This is a genomic window from Achromobacter sp. ACM03 (genome assembly GCF_014851665.1).
Classification (GTDB): Bacteria; Pseudomonadota; Gammaproteobacteria; order Burkholderiales; family Burkholderiaceae_B; genus Achromobacter; species Achromobacter aegrifaciens.
In genome coordinates this window covers 200,599-226,066 of record NZ_JACVAD010000003.1, presented here as the reverse complement: position 1 = coordinate 226,066, position 25,468 = coordinate 200,599, and the positions used below count along the sequence as shown (strand labels likewise).

Genomic DNA, 25,468 nt, shown 5'->3' with positions numbered 1-25,468 from the left:
CGGGCATCCGCGGGTCCGTGACCAGGAATAGGAGAGGGGCATGCTGCGTTTTGCGCTATCCCGGATCGTCATGGCCATACCGACGCTGCTGATCGTGGCGGTGGCGGTATTCGTGATGATCCGGCTCATCCCGGGCGACCCCGCCCAACTGCTGCTGGGCGACCTGGCGACGCCAGCCGCGCTGGCTGACCTGCGGGAGCGGCTGGGGCTGGACCAGACCTGGCTTACCCAGTTCGGCATCTGGTTCGGCAACATGCTGCACGGGGACCTGGGATCGTCCATCAATACCGGCCAGCCGGTGCTGCCGCTGGTGTGGGACCGCTTCCTGATCAGCGGCCGCGTGGTGGTGGTGGCGGTGCTGTTTGCCGCGCTGGTGGCGGTGCCGGCCGGCATGATCGCCGCCTGGAAGCAGAACAAGGCGCCTGACCTGTTCCTGGTCGGCACGGCGACGTTGCTGGTGTCGATTCCGACCTTCTGGCTGGGTTTGCTGCTGCTGATCTTCTTCGGCCTCAAGCTGCAGTGGCTGCCAGTGGTGGGCTACGTGTCCATCGGCGAGGACTGGAAGGCCGGCCTGCTGTACCTGGCCATGCCCATCCTGACGCTGTTCCTGCATGAGATCGGCGTGCTGATGCGCATGGCGCGGGCCAGCACGCTGGAAGTGCTGCGGCTGGACTACATCACCCATGCGCGCGCCAAGGGGCTGTCGGAATCCGCGGTGCTGATGCGCCACGCGTTCCGCAATGCCTTCGGACCCACCTGGACGCTGATCGGCCTGGTGCTGGGCAACCTGCTGGGCGGCATCGCGGTGGTGGAAACGGTATTCACCATCCCCGGCCTGGGGCGTCTGCTGGTGGACTCCATCTTCGCTCGCGACTACCCCGTGATCCAGGGCTGTCTGCTGTTCGTGGGCGTGGTCTACGTGATCGTGAACCTGTTCATCGACCTTTGCTATCCCCTCTTTGACCCGAGAGTGACCGCCGAATGAAAAAGCGAATTGCAGCCAACGCGCTACTGGGCGGCGTCATCGTGGCGCTGATGCTGGTGGCGGCGGTCATGGGCGCCTTCTGGACGCCGCATGACCCGCTCAAGATCAACTTCGTGGCGCGCCTGAAGCCGCCTGGCGGCGAGTTCCTGCTGGGCACGGACGAATTCGGCCGCGACGAGCTGTCGCGCCTGCTGGCGGGGGCTTCCAGCAGCGTCTGGATCAGCCTGCTGACGGTAAGCTTCGCCATCGTCGCGGGCACGATCATCGGCACCCTGACCGGCTTTGTGCGGGGCTGGACCGACCGCATCATCATGGCCTTCAACAATGCCTTGCTGGCCTTTCCCGGCCTGCTGCTGGCGCTGGGCCTGCTGGCCGTGGTGGGCGCCAACAAATACGGCATCATCCTGGCGCTGGGCCTGGCCTACACGCCCTCGGTGACGCGCATCGTGCGCGGCACGGTGCTGTCGCTGCGCGAGAAGGAGTTCATCGAATCCTCGCGCGTGCTGGGCAACTCCGAGCTTTACACCATGTTCCGCCATGTGCTGCCCAATTGCGTGGCGCCGCTGACGGTGCTGGCGACCTCCATGTTCGGCTGGGTGATCCTGGCGGAAAGCGCGCTGTCCTTCCTGGGCCTGGGCGTACCGCCTCCCGCGCCCACCTGGGGCAACATGCTGGCCGCTGCCCGACCGTTCATGGCGCAGGCTTCCTATCTATCCATACTTCCCGGCCTGGCCATCGCGCTCGCGCTGCTGGGAATCAATCTGCTGGGCGACGCGGTGCGTGACCGCCTCGATCCCCGCATGAGGGGCGTGTAATGAGCGCATTGGTATCGGTATCGAATCTGTCGCTGACCGTCGGCCCCGGCGGGCGCGAGATCGTCAGCGGAGTGTCCTTCGAGGTGGCGCCCGGCGAGATGGTCGGCATCGTCGGCGAATCCGGCAGCGGCAAGACGCAGGCCGCGCGCGCCATCATGGGCCTGACGCCGTCGCCGCTGGTGGTGGCTGGCGGCTCCATCAAGTTCGAAGGCGTGGACGTGACGCAGGCGTCGCCGGCTGCGCTGCGCAAGCTGCGCGGCGCGCGCATCGGCATGGTGTTCCAGGAGCCGATGACCTCGCTGAATCCGTCCATGCCAATCGGCCGCCAGCTGGATGAGGGCCTGCGCCTGCATCGCAAGGACCTGTCCGCCGCCGCGCGCCGCGAACGCATCCTGGAAATGCTGCGACGGGTCGGCATCCGCGATCCCAAGGGAGCGATGGAAGCCTGGCCGCACGAGTTCTCCGGCGGCATGCGCCAGCGCATGATGCTGGCATCGGTGATGCTGCTGGAGCCAGCGCTGCTGATCGCCGACGAGCCCACCACCGCGCTGGACGCGGTGGTGCAGCGCGACGTGCTGGAACTGATGGTGGACCTGACCCGCGAACACCATACGGCGGTGCTGATGATCAGCCACGACCTGCCAATGGTCGCGCGCTACACCGAGCGCATGGTGGTGATGCAGCATGGCAAGGTGCTGGAGACCGGCGCCACCGCCAGCATCCTGGAGCGGCCGCAGCATCCCTACACGCGCAAGCTGCTGGACGCCATGCCGCGCCGGCTGCCGGCGCGTCAACTGGGCAAGGAGCCGCCCATCGTCGAGGTCAAGAACCTGGTGGTCGATTACGCCGGCCACCAGCGGCTGTTCTCGCGCACCGGCGCCAAGCGCGCGCTCAACGGCATCGACCTGCACGTCAAGCCGCGCGAAGTGGTGGCGGTGGTGGGCGGCTCGGGTTCGGGCAAGACCACGCTGGGCCGGGCCATTGCCGGACTGCTGGCGCCCACTTCGGGCCAGATCCTGTTCCGTGGCCAACCGGTGAACCGCCGGTCGGCGTCCTGGCGCGACTACCGGCTGAACTGCCAGATGGTGTTCCAGGATCCGTATTCCTCGCTGGACCCGCGCATGACCATCGGCCAACTGGTGGGCGAGGGCCTGCGCATGCTGGACGACATGCCCGCGGCGGAAAAGCGACGCCGGGTGGACGAAGTGCTGGCCGAAGTGGGCCTGGGCTCCGAGTACGCCAAGCGCTATCCGCACGAGATGTCGGGCGGGCAGCGTCAGCGCGTGGCGATCGCCCGCGCCATCGTGCGCCGTCCGGCCTTCGTCATCGCCGATGAGCCGGTGTCCGCGCTGGACGTGACCGTGCGCGCGCAGGTGCTGGACCTGTTTGCCGACCTGCAGGAACGCCACGGCTTTTCCTGCCTGTTCATCAGCCACGACCTGGGCGTGGTGGAGCAGGTGGCCGACCGCGTGGTGGTGATGCGTGACGGCGGCATCGTCGAGCAGGGCTCGCGCGACGCCGTGTTCGACCAGCCGCAAGAGGAATACACCCGCAGCCTGCTGTCGGCGATTCCGGCGCTGGAATCCACCGATACCGGCGGCGTGCGCCTGCGCTGGCGGCTGGACCAACAGGAGCCGTTGCGGGCCAGCGCCTGAGGGCCGGGTATCCCAGGGGGCGACGGCGCCGTACCCCAGGGATACTTACGCATAAAATACGCGCTTCGGATTTGATAGACGGGAGTGGTCCATGCCGAAAGCGGCAACGGCGCAACCCGGCCTGGTTGATCGCATCGCCCACGATATACAGGCGGGCGTTTACGGTCCCGGCGCCTGGCTGAAACAGATCGACCTGCAGGAACGCTACGACGCCAAGCGTCTGGACGTCCGGCGGGCGCTAGACCAATTGGCCGCCAAGCGGCTGATCGCGCACATCCCGAACCGGGGCTATCACGTCTATGCCATGGATCCGGACCAGCATCTGCAGATCCGCGACATCCGCATCCTGCTGGAAACGGGCGCGGCGGCGGACCTGATGCCCAACGTCACCGCGGGCAAAGTCAAGGCACTGCGCACCCTGGCCGAACGCTTCGCCAAGCTGTTGCAGGACGGCACGCTGCTGGAACAGTACGAGGTCAACCTGGCTTTCCACGCGGGCATGTACGACATGTGCCGCAATCGCGAACTGGTCGCGCTGATCCACGAAACGCGCGCCCGCGGCCCGGCGGCGCCAGCCAAGGAATGGGTGACGCGTTCGCGCATCGAGATCTCCGCGCGCGAGCATTTCGACATGGTGGACGCGCTGGAAGCCCGCGACGTCAAGCGTCTGCAAAAAATCATTGCCCAGCACGTGGGGCAGGACATCTCCTGACGCTGCCAGCGTGTCCCGCGCTGCACGCATGCGGCGGCCTTCGGAAAGAAGGCCGCCGTTTTTCATTCCGGCGGCGTCTTCAGGGATACCCCCGATAGCGGAGCGGCGCATTCCGCTCATAATGGGCAGCTAATTTTGGCGCCAATATATGCGTGAATTTTGCGCCGCACGCCGGGGAGTTTTTGCATGCACCACGTTTTCGTACCTAGAGCGCTCGCGCTCAGCCTGGCGCTGGCCGCCGCCGGTTCGGCCCAGGCCGCGCTGCTGACCATCGCCCAGCCCGCCGACATCCGCTCGACCAACCCCGGCGTCAACCGCGACAACACCACCGACGGCGTGGTGCTCAACATCGTGGAAGGCCTGGTCGGCTACCGCGAGAACGGCACTGTGGGCCCTCTGCTGGCGAAGTCGGTGGACCTGTCGGAAGACGGCCTGACCTACACCTTCAAGCTGCGCGACGGCGTCAAGTTTCACAACGGCGCCGCGCTGACCTCGGCCGACGTGATCTGGAGCTGGCAGCGCTACATGGATCCCAAGACGGACTGGCGCTGCCGCAGCGACTTCGACGGCCGCAACGGCCTGAAAGTGACGGACGTGTCCGCGCCCGACGCGCAGACCGTGGTGATGAAGGTGGACCGAAAGTCGGCCGTGTTCCTGGATTCGCTGGCCCGCACCGATTGCGGCATGACCGCCATCATCTCCAAGGATTCGGTCGCGGCCGACGGTTCCTGGATCAAGCCGGTGGGCACCGGCCCCTACATGTTCAAGGACTGGAAGCGCGGCGAATACACCTTGCTGACGGCCTACAAGGACTACGTCTCGCCCGCCGGCGACAAACCGGACGGCTACGTGGGGTCCAAGCGTCCGCTGGCCGACGAGGTCAAATTCCTGGTGGTGCCGGATCCTTCCACTTCGAAGGCAGGCCTGCTGTCGGGCGCGATCGACGCCGCGCAGATCACCAACACCGACGTGGGCGAACTGAAGAACGCCAAGAACCTGACGGTGTTCAGCCCGCATGACGCGGTCAAGCACGTGCTGCTGTTCCAGACCGAGGATCCGGTCCTGAAGAATGTGAAGATCCGCCAGGCCATCGCCGCCTCGCTGGATATTCCGCAGGTCGTGGCCGCCGCCTCAGAAGGCCTGGGCCAGCTGAACAATTCCGCCGTCTACGCGGGGTCGGCTTATTACAAGGACGCGGAAAAGCGCGGCTACAAATACGATCCGGCCCGGGCGCAGCAATTGCTGAAGGAAGCCGGCTACAAGGGCGAGCCCGTGGTCATCTACGCCAACAAGCGCGCCCACGTACCGAGCTATCAAGTCGCGGTGATCGCCCAGGCCATGATGCAGGCGGTGGGCATCAACGCCAAGATCGAGGTGCTGGAATGGGCCACGCAGCTGGACCGCTACAACACCGGCAAGTACCAGATCAGCTCGTTCTCGTTCTCTTCGCGCCTGGATCCGTCGCTGAGCTTCGAGCAATTTTCGGGCGACAAGGCCAAGCAGCCGCGCAAGGTCTGGGATGACCCGGCGGCGCAGAAGCTGATCGATGAGAGCTTTCTCGAATCCGATCCGGCCAAGCGCCAGGCGCTGTTCGACCAGCTGCACGCCCTGATGCTGGAACAGACCCCCATGCTGATGCTGTACAACGGCGCGGATGCATGGGCATCCAGCAAGCGCGTGGAAGGATTCTCGGTCTGGGAAGGCAAGCCGCGGGCCTGGGAAACCAAGGTCCGCGACGGCAAGTAAGACGCTTGACGGCGCCGGGCCGCGAGTGCGGCCCGGCCTGAATCGCTAGTCGAGCTTCACGCCCGCCTGCTTGATCACCGCGGCCCAATCGCGCACTTCATTGCCCAGGAACGCACTCAGCTCGGCCTGCGTGGACGGCGCCAGGATCAGGCCCTCGTCGGCAAAACGCTTGCGCAGCTCGGCGTTGGTCAGCACCTTCTCCAGCGCCGGTTGCAGGCGCTGCACCACTTCCGCCGGCACGCCGGCGGGCGCCATCAGGCTGTACCAAGTGGTGGCTTCCAGTCCCTTCACGCCTTGCGATGCGGCGGTCGTGACTTCGGGCAGGGCGGGCGACTTCTCGATACCCGTCACCGCCGCGGCGCCGACCCGGCCGCCCTTGTACTGCGGCAGCATCTCCACCACCTGCGTCACGCCCATGCTCAACTCGCCCGAGGCCACCGCCAGCAGCACGGGCGCGCTGCCCTTGTAAGGCACGTGCACCAGTTTCCCGCCCGTGGCCAGGTTCAGTACTTCGCCGGTCAGGTGGGTGATGCTGCCCGCGCCGGAAGAGCCGAAGGTCAGCTTGCCCGGATCCTTGTTCGCCAGGGCGATCAGCTCGGGCAGGTTCTTCGCCTGCAGGCCCGGATTGACCGCGAATACCAGCGGGCTCTTGCCCACCAGCGTGATCGGCGTGAAGTCCTTGACCGGGTCGTAGTTCAGGTTCGGATACAGGCTGGGCGCGATGGCCAGCGTGGACACGTTGCCCAGCAGCAGCGTGTAGCCGTCGGGCTCCGCTCGCGCCACCGCATTGGTGCCGATGGTGCCGCCCGCGCCGGCGCGGTTTTCCACGATGACCTGCTTGCCCAGCGTGTCGTTCAACTGCTGCGACAGAGCACGCGCCAGGGTGTCGGCCGCGCCGCCGGGCGGGAAGGGCACGACGATGCGGATCGGTTTGCTGGGATAGGCCTCGGCTTGCGCCGCCGGGCTCAGGCCCAGCGCCAGCAACCCGGCCAGGGCCGTGGCCAGCAGGCCGCGGCGATTGATTTTCTGGTACTTCGACATGCTGCTCTCCTGATGAGAAAACGTGGGCGATGCAGAAAATGAATCAGCGCGCGGCGTCCTGGGCGGCCGGATGGTGCGCATGCCAGTGGCGCGCGATGTCGGCGCGCCGGCAGACCCAGACGTCGCCGTGCGCCGCCACGTGGTCCAGGAAGCGCGCCAGGCCCGCCGCGCGGCCCGGCTGGCCGACCAGGCGCAGATGCAGCCCCACGGACATCATCTTGGGAGCCGTGGCGCCTTCCTCGTACAGCATGTCGAACGCGTCGCGCAGGTACTCGAACAGGTCCTGCCCCGTGGCCATGCCGCCGCGGATGAACTTGGCGTCGTTGTTGGCCAGGCCGTAGGGCACCAGCAGATGAGGCTTGCCGGCAACTTCGGTCCAGTAGGGCAGCTCGTCGTTGTAGGTGTCGGAGTCGTAGAGAAATCCGCCTTCCTCGGCCAGCAGGGCGCGGGTGTTCAGGCTGGGGCCGTAGCGGCAATACCAGCCCAGCGGCCGCGAGCCCACCGTGCGGGTGATCGATTCCACGGTGCGGCGGATGCGCTCGCGTTCCTCTTCCAGCGTCAGGTTCTGGTGCCGTTCCCAGCGCCAGCCGTGCGCGCACACGTCATAGCCCGCCGCCTTGATGGCCTCGCAGACTTCCGGATTGCGTTCCAGCGCCAGGCCGCAGCCCAGTATCGTGGCCGCCATGCCGCGCTCCTGCAGCAGCCGGTGCACGCGCCAGAAGCCGATCCGGCTGCCATACTCGAACATCGACTCTGCCGCCAGGTCGCGCCCGGCGAAGCCGCCCGCGCCGCCCTCGGTCAGTCCGGTTTCGGATTCAGCGTCGCCGTCCGGCACCGAAGGCTCGCCGCCTTCCTCGTAGTTGATGCAGAGATTCAACGCCAGGCGCGCGCCGCCCGGCCAACGGGGATCGGGCGGGTTGGCGCCGTAGCCGACGAAATCGCGGCGCAAGTGGGGATGATCGGTAGTCATAGCGGGCTAGCCATCGGGATAGAGTCAATCGGAAATCGAAACCAGGGCGTGCGGAGCCGGAGCCTGCCAGAACTCGTCGTCATCGCCGCGGCCGGTCTGGCCCATCAGGACCAGGAACTCCGCCGGCCCCCGCAGCACGGTCAGGCCGTGATGCCAGGCGCCCACGCGGTAGCACACGCCCTGGCTGCCGGTTGCGAGAAACGCTTCCAGCCGCGCCATGTCGGGCAGGTCGTCGGCCCCGGTAGGCGCCACCACCACCAGATAGGGCGAGTCCGTCAGCGGCACGAAACTCTGCGCCGCATAGCGGTGGCGCTCCATCAGCCGGATCTCCACCGGCCCGGGCGGCGCCGCCTGCACCCGGCTGACCCAGCTGGCGTGCCGCACAACTTCGGGGCTGTGCCGCATGGGCTCGGTCAGATGGTGACGGCGCTCCGCGCCCTGGTGCGCGATCACTTCGCCATAAGGCGCGAAGGCCTCCGGCGTGAGCGGCCGCGGGCGGATCACGAGCGGGGAGACATCCATGTCACGCGCCATGGCTCAGATACCCCAGCGAATTCACGTAGCTGCGCCGCACGTTCTCCAGATGCGCCGCCATCGCCTGACGCGCCCGGGTCGATTCCCCCGACAGCAGCGCTTCCACAATCGCCAGATGTTCTTCCCGCGCCTGCACCTGCCGCTGCGGCAGCCGCTCCACATCGCACATCCGCACCTGCCGCCGCGTCGCCGTGATCATCGTCGCCAGATTCCGGTTGCCGCAATACGCCGCCACCAGATCGTGCAGCGCGTTGTCGACCTCCCAATCCGACTTCTCGTCCGGCGTCTTCGCATCCAGCAAAGCCTGCAGCCGCGCCCGCAGCCCTTCCAACGGCTCCGCCGGAATCCGCCCGGTCGCCATCGCCGCGGCTTCGCTCTCCAGCAGGCTGCGGATCTGTAGCAGCTCCAGCAGGTCCGTCACGCCAAACGAGCGCACCACGATGGACCCGTTGGACAGCCGCTCCAGCATCCCTTCACCCAACAACCGGTTCATGGCCGCGCGCAAAGGCGTGCGCGACACCTCCAGCTCATCCGCCAGTCGGCGTTCCTCCAACACTTCCCCCGCCGGAATCCGGCGCGAAACGATCTGGTCCAGCAGGGTTTGATAGGTGCGTTGCGTAGCGTTCATGTGTATTGCAGCGTAAGAAAAAGGCGCGGACGGCAGAGACTCCGAGTTGCCGTCCGGCGCAATGGACGAGAAGGTACCCCACTGGTATCCCAAAGAGATACCAGTAGTATCCCTAATAGGCCGGACTGATGCTGCCAGCCAATCTGAGAGGAGTGAGACGGGGAGAAGAAGAAAAAAGCGGAGGGAAAACTGCGGGGAGAGGAAACTGCGAGTAGAGAAAAAACAAGACCCACGCCAGCGCGCCAGCGCACACCGCCCCGACGCCCCACCACCACGTAAGCTGCTTGCGGCCGCCTGCGCGGCCGCAAGCGGCGGGCCCCGCAAACCTCGCCACTACCCACGGGTCTAACCGCGCAGCGAACCAAGAAACTCGTAGCCCGGCGGCGCGGGCCCTGAGGCTGCGAGCAACCTCGATGCGCCCGAGGGAATCGGAAGGAGCCGCCGCAGGCGGTGACGACGATGACGACGGGGCAGTCCGGAGCGAACGCTCCGGACCGCAATCGTGGGCGCGAGCAGCCTCAGGGCCCGCGCCGCCGGGCGACCTACGAAGACAACGAAGGCACCAACAAAGACAACAAAACCAACATCAAGGCGCCGAAACCCGCTCCACCTCCCAAGCCCGCGGCTTCTTGACCGCCCAAGGCTGATACCCCCTGATATCCGCCCGATAAGCCCCAATATCCAACCCGTTATACAAAGGAATACTAGGCACATCCGCCAGGAACAGCCTATGCAGCTGATCAAACGAAGCCTGCCGCTTCGCATGATCCGTATCCGACGACGCCGCCTCGATCAGCTTCAGCGCCTGCGGATTGTCCCAGACCTTGCGCGGCTGCTTCGCCTTGTCCCCCGTCACCATCTCGTAGTTCAGCGCCGCATCCAGCCGCGCCGAATAGGGGAACGTCATCATCTGGTAAGTGCCCGCGTTATAGCGGTCCAGCTGCGTCGCCCATTCCACCACCGACAACTGCGCCTTGATCCCCACCGCCTGCAGCATCGCCTGGATGATCACCGCCGAGTTGTACGACTGCGGATAGCGCTTGGTCGTCAGGATCGTCAGATCCTGCCCCTTGTAGCCCGCTTCGCCCAGCAGCTTCTGCGCCAGCGCCGGATCGTAGTTCCAGCCCTGCTTCTGCGCCGCGTCATAGTAGGGCGACACCAGCGGAACGATCGAATTGTTGGGCTGAGCCAGGCCTTCCGTCACCGCCGCCGCCAGTTGCTGGTAATCGATCGCGTGCGCCAGCGCCTGCCGCATTTTCGGATTGGCCAGCACCGGATCCTTGGTCTGCATCAGCAATGCCGTCATGCTCATCACCGGCGCATGCGCCACCTTGACGTTCGGCGTGCCTTGCAGCACCGGCACGTCGCTATTGGACACGTCCTCGATGATGTCGATGTTGCCGCGCTGCAGGGCCGCCTTGGCGGTGGAATCGTCCGGCACGATCAGGAAGCGCACCTCGTCCACCAGCGGCCGTTTCGATCCCGTATAACCGTCACGCTTGCCGTCCAGGTTCGAATAGCCCGCGAACTTCGTCAGCCGCACGTACTCGCCGCGCTTCCATTCCGCCAATTCGAACGGCCCGGTGCCGATGGGCTTGTCCCAGGAACCGTCCGCCCGCACCGAATCCTTGGACAGGATGCCAGTGCCGCCGCAGTCGGCGCGCGCCAGCGTCGCCAGGAACAGGCTGCTGGGCTTTTCGATGTGGTAGACCACGGTCTGCGCGTCCGGCGCTTCCACGCCCGTCACCTTGACCGTGCCGCGCCCGTCGAACTCGCTGGCGCAACGCCAGCCCGAATTGGCCGCGGTGTAATGCTGCCAGGTCCACAGCACGTCGGCCGACGTCATCGGCTTGCCGTTGTGGAACTTGATGCCTTCGCGCAGCTTGAAGGTATAGGTCTTGCCGTCCGCGCTGATATCCACCGACTTGGCCAGCAGCGGCCGCACCTCGGCGTCCTCTCCGTAGGCCACCAGGCCCTCGACGATGTGCAGCACCACCGCGTCGCTGTTGCTGTCGCGGTTCACGCCGGGTTCGGTGGAGCGGATATCGGCCGTGAACGAAATGCGCAGCGGCGGGGCGGATTGCGCCCAGGCCGCGCCGGCCATGGAGCCCAGCGCCAGCGCAACCGCGGCGCTCAACAAATGGTTTTTCATCGATACGTTTTCCTGGGGTTGCGCGGGCGCGCCGCTTCAGGCGGCAGCCAGCAGTTCGGGTTCGGCGGTCAGGCTGTAGCGGGTGAAACTGCGGTTCAGCGCCGGCAGCGGCGCCACTTCCATCAGGCCGGCCTCGGGCTCCATGATCACCATCGCCACCGTGGCCGACAGATTGTCGTGGCTGCCGGGGCGCGGCGGACGGCACACGGAATAGGGCGCGCCGAAGTCATCGAACAGCGCGCGCTTCAAGTCTTCGCGCGTCAGCTTGGATTCCTCGTTCAGCAGGCGGCGCACGCGCCAGTCGCGGTAAGCGCTTTCCGGCGTGCTGGCGCGGCCCGTGTCGCGCAGCTTGCTCAGGGCCACTTCGCTGACCCAGTGGTTGGCGTGGACGATGAGATCGTCGCTGCCCGGGTAGATGGGGAAGGCTTCATCGGTGGTGCATTCGTAGTCGACGCCGAAGCCCGCCGCCATGCCGATCATGATGTTGTTCGAGCAGGACTTGGGCGTGGTCGCCACCGCCTTGATCGCCAGCGCGAAGTGTTCCTGTTCCAGCACCTTGCGGCGGATCAACGAAAGCGGCACGCCCAGCTGGCGGAAGTCGCGGTCGGACTCCAGGTAGTTGGCGGTGATCGAGACGCCGGCGCTGTTCAGGCCGCTGCGCGCCAGTCCGCCCGCTTCGACGAAGGTCAGCATGTCGGGGCCGTTGTCGTTGCGCACGCGCAGCACGATGGCGGTCTCGGCGCATTCCGCGCGCCAGTCCCAGTTCTGGCCATGGATCAGGCGGCCGTTGGCCGAGCGGGTCGGCAGGATCAGCGCGCCGGTGCAGCCGTCGCCCGGCTCCAGCTCGGCGGCCTTCTTCTTCTCGGCGCGGGCCTTGGCGATGACTTCGGTGCGCGCGTTCACCATCACGATGTCTTCGAAAGGCACGTCGGCGCCCGCGGCGATGCCGCGCATTTCTTCCAGGTAGTGCGGCGCGAAGTTCTCGATCTCGCGGGCGAAGCCATTGATCAGCTGGGTGCGCGCCATGGCGTCATAGCCCAGGTCGACCAGGGTCTGGCCGTACATCTTGGCGCTCTTGCGCACGCGGTCGGCGGCTTGCTGGCCATACGAGCGGCCGCGGGCCTCGGGCGCGCCCGAAACCGATACGAAGGGAAATTGGGTGATCTGGGTCATGGACTTGGGCGGCGCGCCGCGCCGCAATCTGGGGGTGGGAATTGGATGGCGAAAAAATGTTAGCTTATTTTGGCGCCAATATTGCTCAGGGTTTACCAGTGCAAGCACGCCATGGGCGTCTTGCGTTCAGCGCGTATGGGGGGAGGCGGCCAGCTCGGAGCAGGTCTTGAAGCTGGCGCCTGCGGCGCGGAAGCGCTCCAGCAATTGCTCGACTTTCACCAACCTGGCCGCGCGGCCGACGCCGTTGTCGGCGCGCGGATGCAGGGTCAGGCAGGCATAACCATCGGTCGCCAGCAGCGCATCGCCTTGCTCCACCCAGTGCGCATAGGCACGGTCCTGCGTCACGCGGCGGCTGAAATGGGTGGCGTCGCACAGGCCTTCGCTCCAGGGCAGCTCCACCATGCCGGGGCCGCCGTCCGCGTCCAGCGCGTAGGGGGCGTCGTCGTCGATGGCGCTGCTGTCGTAGCGATAGCCGAGCTGGTGCAGCAGCGGCACGGTATTGGCGGTAAACGCGCTGGCATAGCGAAAGCCTTGCGGGGCGGAGCCGGTCAGTTCGGCCAGCCGGTCGCGGGCCCGTTCCAGCACTTCGCCTTCGCGCTCGCCCAGCGCGGGCAGGTCTTCGTAGGCATTGCCGTGCGAGGCGGCCTCGTGGCCGTCGCGCAGGCTCTGCTCCAGCAGGCCGCGGCAGCGTTCGGCTTCGAATACCGGCCAGAACAGCGTGGCGCGGATGTCCTGGCGGCGCAGCATGTCCAGCACGCGCGCCAGCCCGCCGCCGTAGGTGTAGCGGCCATGCGCGTCGCGCCCGTGCAGCGAGGTTTCGGGCTGGGTCGCGGCTTCGGGGCCGATGCCCTGCACATTGATGGTGACCAGTACGGTTTTGTCGGCGCTCATGCGCTTCTCCAGGCGTCGGGGCGGGCCAGGCAGTGCCGCGCCAGCGCTTCCAGCGTCATGACATGCACATCGGGTTGTGCGGCCAGATAGGCCAGGAAGCGGTCCAGCGCCGCGGCGCGGGCCGGCGTGCCGGAGCCGCCGGCGGCCTTGGGGTGTACGGTCAGGTGCACATAGCCTTCGGCTGCGCGCAGCGCCTCGAATTCCTGCACCCAGTTGTCACAGGCTTCCGCGGCGAGGCTGTGGCCCGAGAAGTAGAACGGATAGTCGTCCAGCGAGACCGTGTTGTTCGGCAGCATGATGAAGTCCGTCGTGTCCGCCGGCAGGTAGGGACGGTCCTGGTCCTTTTCGCTGGCGTCGTAGCAGTAACCCAGCCGCCGCAGCGCGGGCAGGGTGCGATGGCTCTTGCGGCCCGAGGGCGAGCACCAGCCCGCGGGCGTTACGCCCAGCTCGCGCTGGATGATGCGGTGGGTCTTTTCCAGCAGCGCGGGCTCGTCATCGCCCAGGTCCCAGGCTTCATGCAGATAGCCGTGGGCGGCGATCTCGTGGCCCGCGTCCAGGATGTCGTGGAAGGTCGCCGGATAGTGCTCGACGTCATAGCCGCAGGCAAAGAACGTGGCCGGCATGCCGTGGCGCGCCAGGATCTCCAGATGCCGCGCCACGCCGCGGCGGATGGCATAGCGGCCCGCGGTGTGGGGACCGGCCGGGAACTGCTTGCGGCCGACCTCGACGGCGGGGCCGTCGACGTGGACGGTGACGCAGACCACCGCGCGCACCGGCGCGGCGCCCGCGGCGCGCAGGCCCTGCGCGCGCAGCTCGCGGTCCAGCGCCAGCCAGGGATTGGAGTGGGCGTCCACGGGGACGCCATAGGGTATGCGTTGCATCAGGTGGCCTTGATGTTGGCGCTCTTGATCAGCGTGCGCCACTTTTCGCTTTCGGTGGCGACGAAACGGCTCAGTTCTTGCGGGGTGCTGCCGTGCAGCTCCAGCCCGTTCTGCGTCAATTGCTCCAGGGCGGGCTGCTTGAGCGCGCTTTGCACGGCGCCATTGAGCGTCTGGATGATGGCGGCGGACGTGCCCGCGGGCGCGAACACGCCGTTCCAGCCTATGGCCTGATAGCCGGGAAAGCCCGATTCCGCCACGGTCGGCACGTCGGGCAGCGCCTGCGCGCGCTGCGCCGAGGTCACGGCCAGCGGGCGCGACTTGCCGCCGCGGATAAATTGCTGCTGGTTGATCACCACATCCATCAGGATCGGGAACTGTCCGCCCAGGAAGTCGTTGACCGCGGCTGCCGCGCCCTTGTACGGCACGCCGGGCAGGTCCAGGCCGGCCGTGGCCTTGAGCAGTTCCATGGCCAGGTGCGCAGAGCTGCCGTTCTGCGTGATGCCATAGAAGTACTTGCCCGGATTGGCCTTGATGATGGCGACCAGCTCCTGCAGCGTGCGCGCCGGAAACGACGGATGCACCACCAGCACGTTGTTGTAGTAGCAGACCATGGACACCGGTTCGAAGTCCTTGACCGGGTCATAGCCGATGTTCTCGTACAGGCTCTGGTTCACCGTGTGCGTACCGGTGGAGCCCAGCGCGATGGTGTAGCCGTCCGGCGCCGAACGCGCGGCCTGCTGGGTACCGATGTTGCCTGCGGCGCCACCCTTGTTGATGACGACCACGCTTTGTTTGAGCGCTTCGCCGATGCCCTGGGCCAGCGGACGCGCCACCAGGTCGGTGCCGCCGCCAGCGGGGAAGGGCACGATGAACTGGATGGCGCGTTCGGCCGGATAACCGGCCGCCCAGGCGCGGCCGGGCCGCGCCAGCGCCGCGCTGGCCAAGGTGGCGGCCGAAGCCCCCAGGAAATGCCGGCGGCTGATGCCGCCCTTGGTGCCGCAAGACTGCTTCATGGATTTTCCCCTGATGTTTTCCGCAGGTGCAGTGGCGTGTTGGACGTCAATCTGCCCATTGCTTGAATATCATTATTCGATAAAAAATTATCTAATCCAATTAGTTTTTATCTATAAATGATAAAAAATAGAAAAACGATAGTTTGCGTCTGGAGGGGAGTCAGGATCTGGTAGTCAGCGCCTATGGCCCAGGCGCGCCGCGGGCATCCCTGTGATACGCTGCGCCCGATCCCGCGTTGTTCCCCGTCCCACGACCGCCATGTCCACCCTGAAGCGAGCCCTAGCGATACTTGACCTCTTCAGCCTGGAAACCCCGGTGCTGTCGGCGGAAGAGATCATTTCGCGCCTGTCGTATTCGGCGCCCACGGGCTACCGCTACATCCGCGACCTGACGGACCTGGGCTATCTGCTGCGCGTGACCGGCGAAGGCTACAAGCTGGGGCCGCGCATCATCGAACTGGACCACCTCATCATCGACGGCGATCCGGTGCTGGGCGTGGCGCGTCCGATCATGCGCGAGGTGGTGGATCAGGTGGGCGGCGACGTATTGCTCAGCGTGATCCACGGCCTGCGCATCCTCAACATCCACCACGAGCGCGGACCCGACGAACTGGGCATTCCGCACGGCCGCGGCCGCGCCCATCCGCTGTTCCGCGGCGCCACGGCCAAGACCATCGTGGCTTTCCTGCCGCGCAAGGATCAGCGCCGCCTGTACGAGGCCCATGCGGACGAGATCCGCGACCTGGGCCTGGGGGCGACGCAGGCCGAATTCACCGGCAAGCTGGACCGGATCCGGGTGCAGGGTTTTTATCTGGGAGTGGGCGAGATCTCGCCAGAACGGGCGGGCATCGCGGTGCCGGTGTTCCAGGAAGACCGGCGCGTGTTCGGCGCGCTGACCGTCACCTTTCTTGCGGCTCGGCTCAACACTATCGCGCAGGACAAGACCACGGCCTTGCTGCAGTCGGCCGCCCGCCGCATCGAATCGCTGGCGCTGGCCACGCGCATGAAGGAACAAGCCCCCGCGCCGTGAGCGCGAGGGTTTGCTTGCCGATCCGCCGCGGCCATGGCCGCGTGTCGCCGGATGTGGCCGGATGCGCCTATTGCTGCGCGGCGCGGGCCGGCGACCCCATGGCCTGGAACAGCGCCGCCGTTTCGGTCAGGCGCGCATTGGCGTATTCGATCTCGCGCAGGCGGGCCGCCACGTAGTACTGCTCGGCGGCGTACTCGGTATATGGCGCCAGCGCGCCCAGCCGCACGCGGCTGGCGGTGTTGCGGTAGGACTGCTCCGCGGCGCGGCGCGACGCTTCGGCGGAGGCCAGCGCCTGCCCGTCGGCGTCCAGCCGCGACAGCGTGTCGGCCACGTCGCGGAAGGCGGTCAGCACGGTCTGCTTGTATTGCAGCAACGCGGCTTCGTAGCGTTCCTTGGCCGCGCTGCGCTCGGCCAGTAGCGCCCCGCCATGGAAGATAGGCTGCGTGAGCGAAGCGCCGATGGCCCAGACGGCGCCGGCGCCCGACATCGCAGCGGGCCAATTGAAGCCGCTCTTGCCCATGGACGCGGACAAGGACAGGCTGGGGAACAGCTGCGCGGTGGCCAAGCCCACGTCGGCCGCCGCGGCCTGCACCACCGCATCGGCGAACAGGATGTCCGGGCGCGCGGCCAGCAGTTCGGACGGCACCACCACCGGCACTTGTTGCGGCACGGCCAGCATGCTGAAGGCGAGATCGGGCGGAGCCTGGTCCGGATTGCGGCCCAGCAGCACCGCCAGCGCATGGCGCGTCGCATGCCAGCGCGCGCGCAGGCCGGGTAGCGACGCTTCCAGCGTGGCGGCGTCCTGGTCCGCGTCCAGCGCGTCGTTCTGCGAGGCCGAGCCCAGTTCGTAGCGGCGCTGCGTGTCGCGCGCGACCTGCCGCGCCAGCACCACCTGCTTCTCCGTCAACGCCACGCGTTCGGCCAGCGCCGCTGCAGTGATGGCGCCTGTGACGATGTTGCTGGCGAGCGAACGGCGGGCCGACTCCAGCTGAAAGGCCTGCTGCTCGACCTGGGCCGCGAGCGAGGCGTTGGCAAAACGCGCCGCGCCGAACAGGTCCAGGTCGTACTTGGCGTGGACCTGGCCGGTGAAGACGTTGTATTGCGCCGTCGGTTCGGGCAGGTTCGGCATGGTCAGCGCGCGCCGGCGGGAGGCATCGGCGCCCGCGTCCACCGAAGGCAGTAACGATGAATTCACCTGGCCGCGCAGCTGTTCGCGCGCGCCGGCCAGGTTGCGTTCGGCGGCGGCAAGGTCCGGGCTGTTGGCGAGACCTTCGGCCACCAGCGCGTTCAGCGCCTCCGATTCATAGCGCTTCCACCATTCGGGCACGGGCCGCGCGCCTTGCTCGAAGCGCTGCGCAACGCCCTGGGCGGCGGCGCTCGCGGGGGGCGTGGCTTCGACGCCGTACTGCGTCGGTTGCGCGACTGCGGGCGGCTTGCTGCTGGGCGCGAAGGCGCAGGCGCCCAGCGCCAGCATCAAGGGCAGGGCGGCCACGCGCAAGGAAAGTTGGGTCATCGTCATGCTCCCCGTTCCACCGTGTCGCCGGCGTTGGCGCCCGGCGGCACGCCTTCGGGTTCGTCGCGCTCGTCGTGGCGGACGCGGAACCACGCGGCATACAGGGCCGGCAGGAAGAACAGCGTCAGCACGGTGGCGATGGTGATGCCGCCCATCAGGGCGGTGGCCATGGGGCCGAAGAAGTTGCTGCGCAACAGCGGAATCAGCGCCAGCACGGCGGCCGCGGCCGTCAGCGTGATCGGGCGGAAACGCCGCACCGTGGCGCCGACGATGGCGTCCACGCGCTTGTGGCCGGCGCCGATGTCCTGTTCGATCTGATCCACCAGGATGACCGAATTGCGCATGATGATGCCGAACATGGCGATCACGCCCAGCATGGCCACGAAGCCGAAGGGCTTGCCGAACAGCAGCAACGCCGCGACCACGCCTATCAGCCCCAGCGGCGCGGTCAGCACCACCATCAGCACGCGGGCGAAGCTTTGCAGCTGCAGCATCAGCAGGGTCAGCACGGCCACCGCCATCAGCGGCATCTGGGCATTGATCGAGGACTGGCCTTTTGCGCTTTCTTCCACCGGGCCGCCCACCTCGATGCGGTAGCCGACGGGCAACCCGGCGCGCAGGGTGTTGAGCTTGGCATCGATGGCGCGGGTGACGTCTATGCCTTGCGCGTCCGCCGCGACGTCCGCCTGCACCGTGATGGTGGGCTGGCGGTCGCGTTCCCAGATGACGCCATACTCCAGGTCATAGCGCACGTGGCCCAGGCTGCCCAGCGGCACCGCGCCGTTGGGCGTGGGCATGGCCAGGGTGGCCAGGCGCGCGGGATCGATCCGCTCCTCTTGCGGCGCGCGCAGGCTCACGGTGATCAGCTTGTCGCGTTCGCGGTATTGCGTGACCGCGTAGCCCGACAGGGTCATGGCCAGGAAGTCCGAGATATCGCTGGAACTGACGCCCAGCTCGCGCGCCTTTTGCTGGTCGATCTCGAAGCGCACCGAACGTTCGGACGGTTCGTCCCAGTCGAACTGCACATTGGTCGAGCGCGGATCGGCGCGGACCTCGGCGGCCACTTGCTCGGCCACGGCGCGCACGTCGGCGATCCTGTCGCCGCTCACGCGGAACTGCACCTGGAAGCCCACGGGCGGGCCGTTCTCCAGGCGCGACAGGCGGCTGCGTATGGCCGGGAACTGCTCGCGCAGCACCGGCTGCAACCATTGCGCGAGCTTCTCGCGGTCCTCCACCGAATGCGTGGTGATGACCAGCTGGGCAAAGTTCGGGGTGGCGAGCTGCTGGTCCAGCGGCAGGTAGAAGCGCGGTGCGCCGGTGCCAACGAAGCTGACCGAGTGATCGATTTCCGGACGGCCCTCCAGCGCCTTTTCCAGCCGCTCGACCTGGCGCAGCGTAGCCGCGAACGAGGCGCCTTCCTGCAGGCGCACGTCCACCAGCAGTTCGCTGCGGTCGGAACTGGGGAAGAACTGTTGTGGCACGAAGCGGAAGCAGGCCATGGACACGACGAAGATCAGCGCCGTGGCGCCCAGCACCAGGTAGCGGCGGTCCACGCACCAGCCCACCCAGCCGCGCAGGCGCTGATAAAAGCGGGTGTTGTAGATGTCGTGTTCGTGGTCGTCGGGCAGATGGGCTTCGCGCTTGCGTTCCGGCAGCATGCGGTAGCCCAGCAAAGGGATCAGCACCACGGCGGCGAACCACGAGGTGATCAGCGCGATGGCGGACACCTGGAAGATGGAACGGGTGTATTCGCCCGTGCTGGACTTGGCCAGCGCGATCGGCAGGAAGCCCGCCACCGTGACCAGCGTGCCGGTCAGCATGGGAAAGGCAGTGCTGGTGTAGGCGAATGCAGCGGCGCGCGCGCGGCTCCAGCCCTGTTCAAGCTTTACCGCCATCATCTCGACCGCGATGATGGCGTCGTCCACCAGCAGGCCCAGCGCCAGCACCAGCGTGCCCAGCGATACCTTGTGCAGGCCGATGCCGAACATGTCCATGAACAGCGCCGTGACCGCCAGCACCACCGGGATCGAGATGACCACCACCATGCCGGTGCGCAGGCCCAGGGATACCAGGCTCACCGCCAGCACGATGGCCACGGCTTCGGCCACGGAGCGCAGGAAGTCGTCGACCGAATGCGATACCGCCTTGGGCATGCTGGAGACTTCCTTCAGCGTCAGCCCGGCGGGCAACTGGGCCTGGAGTTCCTCGAACTTGGCGCTCAAAGCCTTGCCCAGATGGACCACGTCGCGCCCCGGCTGCATGGTGATGCCTATGCCCAGTACGGCGTTGCCGCCCAGCCGCATCTGCTCGATGGCCGGATCCTGGTAGCCGCGGCGGATGGTGGCGATGTCGCCCAGCCGGATCGATTTGCCGTTGACCCGGATCAGCGTGTCGGCCAGGACGCGGCTGTTGGCGTACTGGCCGCTGGGCCGCACGAAGATGCGGTCGTCGGCGGTGGTCAGCGTGCCCGCGCTCGTCACGGCGTTCTGGCTGTTGATGGCCTGGGCGATCTGCTGCGGCGACACGCCCAGCCGCGTGAGCTGGGTGTTGGAGATCTCGACGTAGATGTGCTCAGGCTGATCGCCGAAGTAGTCCACCTTGGCCACGCCCGGCACGCGCAGCAGCACGGTGCGCAGCCGGTCGGCGTAGTCATGCAGCTGCGCGGGCGAAAAGCCGTCGCCCTGCAGCGTGTAGATGTTGGTATAGACGTCGCCGAATTCGTCGTTGAAGAAGGGGCCTTGCAGGCCCGGTGGCAGCGTGGCTGCAATGTCGCCGACCTTCTTGCGCACCTGGTACCACTGTTCGGCCACGGTGCTGGCGGGCGCGGAGTCCTTCATGGTGTAGAAGATCAGCGATTCGCCCGGCCGCGAGTAGCTGCGCATGAAGTCCGTGTTGGGGGCTTCCTGCAGCTTCTTGGCGATGCGGTCGGTGACCTGCTCCTGCACCTGCTGCGCAGTGGCGCCGGGCCATAGCGTCTTGATGACCATGACGCGGAAGGTGAAAGGCGGATCTTCCGATTGCGCCAGCTTCGAGTACGACAGGACGCCGAAGAGCGTGATCAGCGTGATGATGAAGATGACCAGCGGCTGGTGCCGCAGCGCCCATGCCGACAGGTTGAACCGGCCTTCCTCGTGGCGAGGCGCCTGCACGGAAGCGTCATGCTGCGGGCCGCTCATGAGGCGAAATCCTCGGGATGCAGCGGCGGCACGGCGCGGACTTTCTCGCCGGCGGCCACCGCGTGCACGCCTTGCCAGACCACGCGTTCGCCCGCCTGCAGGCCCTTGGACAGGGTGACGGTGCGGGCGTCGTAGCGCAGCACCTCGACGCGGCGCAGCTCCAGCGTGTCGGCGTCCGGCTTGACGACCCACACGGCGGGCGCGGGGCCGTCATGGAACAGCGCGGTGGCCGGCACGGTGTAGGTCGTCAGGTTTTCGCCGGAGCGGTTGTCGAAGCTGATATTGGCCGTCATGCCCAGGCGCACGTCCGGGGTCGGGGATTCCAGCGTGAGCTTGGCGCGATAGGTGCGGCTTTGCGGATCCGCGGCCGGCGCGATCTCGCGCAGCACCGCGGAGAACGTCTGGCCGGGCAGCGGGCCGAGCGTGACGCTGGCGCGCTGGCCGATGGCCAGGCCCGCCAGCACGCTTTCCGGCACGTCGCAGATGGCGTCGATGTCGCCGGACCAGGCCAGGCTGTAGACCGGTTCGCCGGCGGCCACGTTCTGTCCGGTGTCCGCCTGCTCCGCGGTGATGACGCCAGCATGGTCGGCCTGCAACGTGGTGTATTTGAGCTGGTCGGCCGCCAACGCTGCCTGCTGTTGAGCTTGGTCGCGTTGCGCCAATGCCGCGGCGTAGGCGTTGCGGGTTTGTTCCAGCTGGGTCGCGGCGATCAGGTTTTCGCGGGCTTGGGCGCGGTCGCGGTCCAGCTGTTGGCGCGCGTAGTCCAGCTGGTGCTGGGCCGCCGACAGTTGCGCGCGGGCGCTGGCCGCGTTCTTGGCGGCGTCGGCCGGATCCAGTTTGGCGACGATCTGTCCGGGGGTGACGGCATCGCCCAGCCGGACCTGGCGCTCGATGATCTTGCCATTGACCCGGAACGACAGCGGGGTGCTGTAGCGCGCCTGCACTTCGCCAGGCAGCGTCCAGGCCGGCAGGCGTTCATCGGCCTGGGCGGGCATGGCGACCACAGGGCGCGGCGCGGGCGGCGGCGCTTCATTGCGGCCGCAGGCAGCGAGCAGCAGAGCGAGTGACGCGGCGGCAGGCAGCGACCACAGGCGCGGCCAATGGCGGGAGCGGTTGGAGGGTGAAAGCGGCGCCGCAGAGGCGGCCGCGGCGGCGCGCGCGGCAAAGCGTGCGGCAGGGCCAGGGCAAGTCACGGAACACCTCGCGGCGCGGAGATTCGGGAATAAGGGCCGGTTTCGACCCGATACGGCCTGGATTCTAATACAGGTATGAATTCGAATTCAATATTGAATCTGAAATGCTCCCCAGTGCTAAACTCCCGCCATGTCAAAAGTCCGCCTTACGCGAGAGCAAAGCCGTGACCAGACGCGCCAGCGTCTGCTCGACGCTGCGCAATCGATCTTTCTTGCCAAGGGATTCGTGGCTGCCAGCGTGGAGGACATCGCCGAGCAGGCGGGGTACACGCGCGGGGCCTTTTATTCCAACTTCACCAGCAAGTCCGAACTGTTCCTGCAACTGCTCAGGCGCGATCACGAGAGCGTGATGAGCGACATGCGCGCCATCTTCGAGGACGGCGAATCGCGTCCGCAGATGGAAGCCCGCGTGCTCGAGTACTACTCCACGCATTACCGCGAGAACGACTGTTTCCTGCTGTGGATGGAAGGCAAGTTGCAGGCGGCGCGCGATCCGGATTTCCGGGCTGGCTTCGTGGCTTGCATGCGGGAATTGCGCGAAGCCACCACGGAATACATCCGCCAGTTTTCCGCGCGGGTCGGCACGCCGCTACGCATGCCGCCGGAACAGATGGCACTGGGCCTGCTGGCCCTGTCGGACGGCATGCAGTTCAGCTATGCCTTCGACCCGCAGGCCGTCACGCCGGAAATGACCGAGGCCGTGCTGGCCGGTTTCTTCCGCAGCGTGGTCTTCGGCGAACCGAAGACCGACTAAGGCGGCCGGTTCCCGGCCTCAGGCCAGCAATTCCGAGATTTCGATGAGATTCAGGTCCGGGTCGCGCAGGTAGACCGAGCGGATCTTGCCGGTGGCGCCAGTGCGCGGCACCGGGCCTTCGATGATCCGGGCGCCTTCGCGGTTCAGATGCGCGATCACGTCTTCCAGCGGGCGATCGGCGATGAAGCACAGGTCCAGCGCGCCCGGCACGGGCAGGTGGGCCTTGGGTTCGAACTCATGGCCGCGCACGTGCAGGTTGATCTTCTGGTTGCCGAAGCGCAGCGCCTGGCGGCCTTCGCCAAAGGTTTCCAGGCGCATGCCCAGGATCCGGGTATAGAAGTCCACCGTGGCGTCGGGGTCGGTACAGGTCAGGACCAGATGGTCCAGGTGATCGATCATGGGATATCTCTCCTCTGGCCGGCCCGGCTTGCGGTTTCAGATTGTCAGACGGCCTTAGGCCGTGATAGTAATACTTGCGGCGCGCGGCCGGACTGAGGGGGGACGCGTGCTGGGAATTTCCAACCCTCGGGCGAAAGGAGCGGCAGCATGACTTCAGAAACCCGACCATCCACCATCAATCGCCCAGTGTTCTTTCCGGCGGCCGTGTTCACGCTGCTGCTGGTGGGGTTCGCGATCCTGGCGCCCAAGGTCGCGCAAAGCCTGTTCGAGTCCGTGCAGGGCTGGATATTGGGCAACGCCAGCTGGTTCTATATCCTGGTCGTGGCCATCATCCTGATCGCGGTGGTATTCCTGGCGGTCAGCCGGTATGGCGACATCAAGCTGGGACCCGACCACAGTGAACCCGATTACCGCAACTTCACCTGGTTCGCGATGCTGTTCTCCGCGGGCATGGGGATCGGCCTGATGTTCTTCGGCGTGGCCGAGCCCGTGATGCACTTCATCGCGCCGCCCGTGGGCGAGGGGGGCACCGCCCTTGCGGCCCGTGAAGCCATGAAGATCACCTTCTTCCACTGGGGCCTGCATGCCTGGGCCATCTACGCGGTGGTGGCGCTGATCCTGGCATTCTTCAGCTATCGGCACGGGCTGCCGCTGACCCTGCGTTCGGCGCTGTATCCGCTGATCGGCAACCGCATCCACGGGCCCATCGGGCATGCCGTCGACATCTTTGCCATCATCGGCACGGTGCTGGGCGTGGCGACTTCGCTGGGCCTGGGCGTGGCGCAGATCAACAGCGGCCTGAACCATCTGTTCGGCATTCCGGTGGGCGTGACCACGCAGATCATCCTGGTCATCGTCACCTGCGGCCTGGCGACCTTGTCGGTGGCCAGCGGCCTGGACAAGGGGATCCGCATCCTGTCCGAGACCAATCTGGTGCTGGCGGCGGTGCTGCTGCTGTTCGTGCTGGTGGTCGGCCCGACGGTGTTCCTGTTTCAGACCTTTGTTCAGAACACCGGCGCCTACCTGTCTGACATCGTCAACAAGACCTTCAACCTGTATGCCTACGAACCCACCGACTGGATCGGCGGCTGGACGCTGTTCTACTGGGGCTGGTGGATTGCGTGGTCGCCCTTTGTGGGCCTGTTCATCGCGCGCATCTCGCGCGGCCGCACCATCCGCGAATTCGTCACCGGCGTGCTGCTGGTGCCGGCCGGCTTCACGCTGTTCTGGATGACGGTGTTCGGCGATACCGCCATCCACATGATCCTGGTCGACAAGGTGCAGGGCCTGGCGGAAGTGGTGCAGGCCGATTCTTCCTTGGCGCTGTTCGCCTTCCTGGAACAATTGCCCTGGAGCGGGGTGCTGTCCGTCGTCGCGATCGCGATGGTGGCGGTGTTCTTCGTGACCTCGGCCGACTCGGGCGCGCTGGTGGTCGACCTGCTGGCCTCCGGCGGTTCGGACCGCACGCCCGTGTGGCAACGCATCTTCTGGTCGGTGCTGATGGGGGCGGTGGCGATCGCGCTGCTGCTGGCCGATGGCCTCACGGCCCTGCAAACCGCGACCATCGCCAGCGCGCTGCCTTTCTCCATCATTCTGCTGCTGTCGCTGTGGGGCCTGTTCAAGGCGCTCAAGCTGGACGCGACCAAGCGCGGCATCCGCTACCAGTCGCTGACCTTGTCACGCCCCGCGCGCGGCGGACAGTCATGGGAGCGGCGCCTGCGCAACATGGTCATGATGCCGCGCCGCGCCCATGTGCAGCGCTTCATCAGCGACGTGGTGCGGCCCGCCATGGAAGACGTGGCGGACGAACTGCGCAAGCAGGGCTACCAGGTGGAAGTGCGCGAGCACGGCAACGACGAGGGCGTGATCATGGAAGTCTCCCATGGCGAGCACCTGGACTTTTCCTACGCGGTGCAGCCCGAGGCTTTCGTGCGTCCCAGTCTCACGCCCGAGGAAGCGGCCGACGAGGACGAGCGCAAGTACTTCCGCGCCGAGGTCCACCTGCGCGAAGGCGGGCAGGATTACGACATCATGGGCTGGAGCCGCGACGCCGTCATCGGCGACATCCTGGACCAGTACGAACGGCATCGCCACTATCTGCACATGGTGCGGACCTAGCCGCGTTGCGCTCCACGAAACCGCCAGCCTGCTGGCGGTTTTTTTTTGCCCACACGGCCCGCAGGGGCTTGCGCGCCATAGTCCGCCGC

Annotated in this window: 21 protein-coding genes; 8 read left to right on the top strand and 13 right to left on the bottom strand. The window is 66.8% G+C overall.

All coding sequences use genetic code 11. The features are described from left to right. The first annotated feature begins 40 nt into the window (after positions 1-40). The 5 genes from IB257_RS16710 (at position 41) to IB257_RS16690 (ending at position 5,913) form a co-directional block, all read left to right on the top strand. A complete protein-coding gene (locus IB257_RS16710; RefSeq protein WP_054450419.1) occupies positions 41-985 on the top strand; it encodes an ABC transporter permease in 945 nt (314 codons plus the stop codon). Further along, on the top strand, positions 982-1,800 hold the full coding sequence (locus IB257_RS16705) for an ABC transporter permease (protein ID WP_054450421.1): 819 nt from the start codon (positions 982-984) through the stop codon (positions 1,798-1,800). Before IB257_RS16710 ends, IB257_RS16705 begins: the two co-directional genes overlap by 4 nt. After that, entirely contained in the window at positions 1,800-3,455 is a 1,656-nt protein-coding gene (locus IB257_RS16700) for an ABC transporter ATP-binding protein (RefSeq protein WP_175181212.1), read from the top strand. The genes IB257_RS16705 and IB257_RS16700 overlap by 1 nt, the downstream gene beginning before the upstream one ends. Before the next feature lie 91 nt (positions 3,456-3,546). After that, entirely contained in the window at positions 3,547-4,167 is a 621-nt protein-coding gene (locus tag IB257_RS16695) for a GntR family transcriptional regulator (RefSeq protein WP_054450425.1), read from the top strand. A 186-nt stretch (positions 4,168-4,353) separates the two neighbouring features. Then, positions 4,354-5,913, top strand: coding sequence for an ABC transporter substrate-binding protein (locus tag IB257_RS16690; RefSeq protein ID WP_192492588.1), 1,560 nt, complete (start codon positions 4,354-4,356; stop codon positions 5,911-5,913). Positions 5,914-5,958: 45 nt separating this feature from the next. Here IB257_RS16690 and IB257_RS16685 read toward each other — a convergent pair whose 3' ends face one another. From IB257_RS16685 to IB257_RS16645, 9 genes are all read right to left on the bottom strand, one after another. Further along, positions 5,959-6,954 carry a tripartite tricarboxylate transporter substrate binding protein gene (locus tag IB257_RS16685; protein WP_119449042.1) on the bottom strand — a complete coding sequence of 332 codons (996 nt, stop codon included), beginning with the start codon at positions 6,952-6,954 and terminating at the stop codon, positions 5,959-5,961. A 43-nt stretch (positions 6,955-6,997) separates the two neighbouring features. After that, entirely contained in the window at positions 6,998-7,924 is a 927-nt protein-coding gene (locus IB257_RS16680) for an allantoinase PuuE (RefSeq protein ID WP_119449043.1), read from the bottom strand. A gap of 24 nt (positions 7,925-7,948) precedes the next feature. Next, positions 7,949-8,446, bottom strand: a complete 498-nt coding sequence (locus IB257_RS16675; RefSeq protein ID WP_225588993.1) for an ureidoglycolate lyase — start codon at positions 8,444-8,446, stop codon at positions 7,949-7,951. A gap of 1 nt (position 8,447) precedes the next feature. Then, complete coding sequence (locus tag IB257_RS16670) at positions 8,448-9,086, bottom strand: GntR family transcriptional regulator (protein WP_054450430.1); 639 nt, start codon at positions 9,084-9,086, stop codon at positions 8,448-8,450. A 586-nt stretch (positions 9,087-9,672) separates the two neighbouring features. Further along, positions 9,673-11,238, bottom strand: coding sequence for an ABC transporter substrate-binding protein (locus IB257_RS16665; protein ID WP_054450431.1), 1,566 nt, complete (start codon positions 11,236-11,238; stop codon positions 9,673-9,675). Positions 11,239-11,274: 36 nt separating this feature from the next. Continuing rightward, positions 11,275-12,411 carry a C45 family peptidase gene (locus IB257_RS16660; protein WP_054451307.1) on the bottom strand — a complete coding sequence of 379 codons (1,137 nt, stop codon included), beginning with the start codon at positions 12,409-12,411 and terminating at the stop codon, positions 11,275-11,277. A gap of 126 nt (positions 12,412-12,537) precedes the next feature. Then, positions 12,538-13,302 carry a polysaccharide deacetylase family protein gene (locus IB257_RS16655; RefSeq protein WP_125473042.1) on the bottom strand — a complete coding sequence of 255 codons (765 nt, stop codon included), beginning with the start codon at positions 13,300-13,302 and terminating at the stop codon, positions 12,538-12,540. Beyond that, positions 13,299-14,183, bottom strand: coding sequence for a polysaccharide deacetylase family protein (locus tag IB257_RS16650; RefSeq protein ID WP_192329896.1), 885 nt, complete (start codon positions 14,181-14,183; stop codon positions 13,299-13,301). Before IB257_RS16650 ends, IB257_RS16655 begins: the two co-directional genes overlap by 4 nt. Beyond that, positions 14,183-15,196 carry a tripartite tricarboxylate transporter substrate binding protein gene (locus IB257_RS16645; protein ID WP_054450434.1) on the bottom strand — a complete coding sequence of 338 codons (1,014 nt, stop codon included), beginning with the start codon at positions 15,194-15,196 and terminating at the stop codon, positions 14,183-14,185. Before IB257_RS16645 ends, IB257_RS16650 begins: the two co-directional genes overlap by 1 nt. A 259-nt stretch (positions 15,197-15,455) precedes the next feature. Here IB257_RS16645 and IB257_RS16640 point away from each other — a divergent pair, with 259 nt between their 5' ends. Further along, the gene (locus IB257_RS16640) at positions 15,456-16,226 is read left to right on the top strand and encodes an IclR family transcriptional regulator (RefSeq protein WP_082400661.1); all 771 of its coding nucleotides are present in this window, start codon (positions 15,456-15,458) and stop codon (positions 16,224-16,226) included. A 67-nt stretch (positions 16,227-16,293) separates the two neighbouring features. On the opposite strand, the gene IB257_RS16635 is transcribed toward IB257_RS16640, so the two are convergent. The 3 genes from IB257_RS16635 to IB257_RS16625 are packed head-to-tail and all read right to left on the bottom strand — an operon-like array spanning position 16,294 to position 22,108. Next, a complete protein-coding gene (locus IB257_RS16635) occupies positions 16,294-17,739 on the bottom strand; it encodes an efflux transporter outer membrane subunit (RefSeq protein ID WP_192354727.1) in 1,446 nt (481 codons plus the stop codon). Positions 17,740-17,741: 2 nt separating this feature from the next. Continuing rightward, positions 17,742-20,915: an efflux RND transporter permease subunit gene (locus IB257_RS16630; RefSeq protein ID WP_192492587.1), complete on the bottom strand. Its 3,174-nt coding sequence runs from the start codon at positions 20,913-20,915 to the stop codon at positions 17,742-17,744. Next, positions 20,912-22,108, bottom strand: a complete 1,197-nt coding sequence (locus tag IB257_RS16625) for an efflux RND transporter periplasmic adaptor subunit (RefSeq protein ID WP_192492586.1) — start codon at positions 22,106-22,108, stop codon at positions 20,912-20,914. Before IB257_RS16625 ends, IB257_RS16630 begins: the two co-directional genes overlap by 4 nt. 130 nt (positions 22,109-22,238) lie before the next feature. Between IB257_RS16625 and IB257_RS16620 the strand changes: the two genes are divergently transcribed. Beyond that, complete coding sequence (locus IB257_RS16620; RefSeq protein ID WP_119449046.1) at positions 22,239-22,862, top strand: TetR/AcrR family transcriptional regulator; 624 nt, start codon at positions 22,239-22,241, stop codon at positions 22,860-22,862. A gap of 18 nt (positions 22,863-22,880) precedes the next feature. Here the strand turns inward: IB257_RS16620 and IB257_RS16615 are convergent, their stop codons facing one another. Then, positions 22,881-23,261: a VOC family protein gene (locus IB257_RS16615; protein WP_054450441.1), complete on the bottom strand. Its 381-nt coding sequence runs from the start codon at positions 23,259-23,261 to the stop codon at positions 22,881-22,883. A gap of 147 nt (positions 23,262-23,408) precedes the next feature. Between IB257_RS16615 and IB257_RS16610 the strand changes: the two genes are divergently transcribed. After that, positions 23,409-25,379 (top strand): choline BCCT transporter BetT, encoded by a 1,971-nt coding sequence (locus IB257_RS16610; protein WP_054450443.1) that lies wholly within the window; start codon positions 23,409-23,411, stop codon positions 25,377-25,379. Positions 25,380-25,468 lie beyond the last annotated feature (89 nt).

Coding starts and splice junctions, on each gene's coding strand:
- IB257_RS16705 (WP_054450421.1), top strand. CDS start 982: ATGAAAAAGCGAATTGCAGCCAACGCGCTACTGGGCGGCGTCATCGTG.
- IB257_RS16635 (WP_192354727.1), bottom strand. CDS start 17,739: ATGACCCAACTTTCCTTGCGCGTGGCCGCCCTGCCCTTGATGCTGGCG.
- IB257_RS16665 (WP_054450431.1), bottom strand. CDS start 11,238: ATGAAAAACCATTTGTTGAGCGCCGCGGTTGCGCTGGCGCTGGGCTCC.
- IB257_RS16700 (WP_175181212.1), top strand. CDS start 1,800: ATGAGCGCATTGGTATCGGTATCGAATCTGTCGCTGACCGTCGGCCCC.
- IB257_RS16610 (WP_054450443.1), top strand. CDS start 23,409: ATGACTTCAGAAACCCGACCATCCACCATCAATCGCCCAGTGTTCTTT.
- IB257_RS16675 (WP_225588993.1), bottom strand. CDS start 8,446: ATGGATGTCTCCCCGCTCGTGATCCGCCCGCGGCCGCTCACGCCGGAG.
- IB257_RS16650 (WP_192329896.1), bottom strand. CDS start 14,183: ATGCAACGCATACCCTATGGCGTCCCCGTGGACGCCCACTCCAATCCC.
- IB257_RS16655 (WP_125473042.1), bottom strand. CDS start 13,302: ATGAGCGCCGACAAAACCGTACTGGTCACCATCAATGTGCAGGGCATC.
- IB257_RS16690 (WP_192492588.1), top strand. CDS start 4,354: ATGCACCACGTTTTCGTACCTAGAGCGCTCGCGCTCAGCCTGGCGCTG.
- IB257_RS16670 (WP_054450430.1), bottom strand. CDS start 9,086: ATGAACGCTACGCAACGCACCTATCAAACCCTGCTGGACCAGATCGTT.
- IB257_RS16660 (WP_054451307.1), bottom strand. CDS start 12,411: ATGACCCAGATCACCCAATTTCCCTTCGTATCGGTTTCGGGCGCGCCC.
- IB257_RS16685 (WP_119449042.1), bottom strand. CDS start 6,954: ATGTCGAAGTACCAGAAAATCAATCGCCGCGGCCTGCTGGCCACGGCC.
- IB257_RS16695 (WP_054450425.1), top strand. CDS start 3,547: ATGCCGAAAGCGGCAACGGCGCAACCCGGCCTGGTTGATCGCATCGCC.
- IB257_RS16645 (WP_054450434.1), bottom strand. CDS start 15,196: ATGAAGCAGTCTTGCGGCACCAAGGGCGGCATCAGCCGCCGGCATTTC.
- IB257_RS16680 (WP_119449043.1), bottom strand. CDS start 7,924: ATGACTACCGATCATCCCCACTTGCGCCGCGATTTCGTCGGCTACGGC.
- IB257_RS16630 (WP_192492587.1), bottom strand. CDS start 20,915: ATGAGCGGCCCGCAGCATGACGCTTCCGTGCAGGCGCCTCGCCACGAG.
- IB257_RS16710 (WP_054450419.1), top strand. CDS start 41: ATGCTGCGTTTTGCGCTATCCCGGATCGTCATGGCCATACCGACGCTG.
- IB257_RS16640 (WP_082400661.1), top strand. CDS start 15,456: ATGTCCACCCTGAAGCGAGCCCTAGCGATACTTGACCTCTTCAGCCTG.
- IB257_RS16615 (WP_054450441.1), bottom strand. CDS start 23,261: ATGATCGATCACCTGGACCATCTGGTCCTGACCTGTACCGACCCCGAC.
- IB257_RS16620 (WP_119449046.1), top strand. CDS start 22,239: ATGTCAAAAGTCCGCCTTACGCGAGAGCAAAGCCGTGACCAGACGCGC.